This is a genomic window from Streptomyces sp. NPDC102274, assembly GCF_044766385.1.
In the GTDB taxonomy this organism is placed as follows: domain Bacteria; phylum Actinomycetota; class Actinomycetes; order Streptomycetales; family Streptomycetaceae; genus Streptomyces.
Window position 1 is genome coordinate 1 of sequence record NZ_JBIWLW010000131.1, and the last position, 2,180, is coordinate 2,180.

Here is a 2,180-nt window from a genome sequence, read left to right on the forward strand (position 1 = left end):
GTCCTCAAACGCTGCATGGGTGCGCCACGAAGTTCTGTGTGACCGAGTGGTGGTGCAAGGCCACCACCGCCGGGCCGTCGCAGCGGTCCGGTAGAAGCTGGGGGCAGTCTGACCCGGGGGATGCCGGGGAGGGCGGGAAGCAGCCCCGACAACGACGGGACGCGCCGGTACTGCCAGACGGTGCGGGTCCGGCAAGCGAGGCCAGAAGGTGTACGTGAGGAACCTGCGGTTAAAGCTCCGTAAGCGTTGTACCGGCTCCAACCTGGTGGATCTGGGCCGGGATGCAGTACGCGGCTGCCCTACATGCGGGTCGCCGACGCCGGAATCCGAGAAGTCTTCGGGTCCGGTGGCCGTGCCGAAGGACTGCGGCGTAGGTACGGCGAGGCTGTCGGGGCAAAGCAGGGCACCCATCCTAGCCGATCGGCACACAGGGAACGTGGGAACCATCCGAGACCGCCCCCGCACCGTTCTTCCAGGCCGGGAGTGGGGGCAGGCCCGTCGCCGGCTGGCGGTCTCGTGGTGGGGCGGAGGATCCGTAGTAGTCCGAGCGCGCGAGAGGCGCGTACATGGCGAAGGGGTCCAGCAAGTCGGCAGTGCGGAAGCTGGAATGCCAGGAGGTCGTTGGTGAATACCGACGAGCTGGAGGAGGTCGCGTATGTGGCCGAACGCCGGGTACTGAAGATCCAGGCCAAGCTGCACCGTTGGGCGGCGGAGGATCCTCTCCGCCGGTTTGATGACCTGCACAATCTCGTCTGTGACCCGGCCTTCCTGCTTGCAGGGTGGATGCGGGTGCGGAGCAACAAGGGTGCGCGCACGGCCGGAGTGGACGGTGTGACCGCCCATTACGTCGAGGACGTGCGCGGACTGGAGGGCTTCCTTGCGGAGTTGCGGGCCGAGTTGAAGGCCCGCACCTTCCGGCCCTTGCCGGTGCGGCAGCGTGGGATCCCCAAGGCGGGCGGCAAGGTCCGCTACCTGGGGATCAACACGATCCGCGATCGGGTGGTCCAGGCTTCCTTGAAGCTGGTCCTGGAGCCGATCTTCGAGGCGGACTTCCTCCCGTGTGCCTACGGGTTCCGTCCCGGGCGCCGGGCCCATGACGCGATCGCCGAGAGTCACTACCTGGCGTCCCGCTCCTACGAGTGGGTGGTTGAGGGCGATATCGAGGCGTGTTTCGACAACATCGGGCATGCACCCGTTCTGCAACGGATGCGGGCCCGGGTCGGGGACAAACGCGTGATGGATCTGGTGAAGGCGTTCCTCAAGGCCGGGATCCTCACCGAGGACTCCGGACTGAAGGAGTCGAGGGCCGGTGCACCGCAAGGCGGGATCTTGTCACCCGTGATCTCCAACATCGCTCTGTCCGTACTGGACGAGGCGATCGCGGCGGGACCGGGCGGACCGAACGCCACCCGCAGTCGCAGGGCCCATCGGCGGGCAACGGGCAAGCCCAACTACCGGATCTGCCGGTACGCGGACGACTTTCTCGTGCTCGTCGCCGGGACCCGCGAGGATGCGATCAGTATCCGTGACTGGACGGCCGAGGTCCTCTCCCCGATGGGCCTGCGCCTGTCACCGGAGAAGACGAAGATCACGCACATCGACGAGGGCCTGGACTTCCTCGGCTGGCGCCTCCAGCGCCACCGGAAGAAGGGCACCAATCGGCACTACGTCTACACCTACCCGTCCAAGAAGGCGCTCGCGTCGGTCAAGGACAAGGTGCGAAAAGTGTGCCGACAGGACACCAACCTGCCGCTGGAAGTCCTGCTGCACCGCCTCAACCGGGTGCTGCGGGGCTGGACCGCCTACTTCCGTTTCGGTGTCTCGCACGCGACCTTCCGATACCTGCGCCATTTCGTCTGGCAGCGGGTTATCAAGTGGCTGCGAAGGAAGTTCCGCCGGAGCAACTGGAAGGAACTGCGCCGCCGCTTCTGCGGGGGCCGATGGTGGCCCGTCACGGACGAGGTGCGATTGTTCGACCCCGCGAGGGTGAAGACCGTCCGCTACCTCTACCGGGGAACGAAGATCCCCGCCCCGTGGCCCAGCACCGGCTGAAGAAGCCACCCAACTGGGGCTTGTGGAGCGCCCGTTGCTCGGGAACGGGCACGGCGGGTGCGGAGGGCGGCCCGGGGAAACGGGCTGGTCGCAAGGCCAGCACCGCACCCCGGGCCGACCCTACTCCT

General features: G+C 67.1%; 1 protein-coding gene. It reads left to right on the plus strand.

Features of this window, described 5'->3' with window-relative positions; genetic code table 11:
- Positions 1-624 precede the first annotated feature (624 nt).
- Positions 625-2,052, plus strand: coding sequence for a group II intron reverse transcriptase/maturase (ltrA, locus tag ACIRQP_RS42350; protein ID WP_403900807.1), 1,428 nt, complete (start codon positions 625-627; stop codon positions 2,050-2,052).
- Positions 2,053-2,180 lie beyond the last annotated feature (128 nt).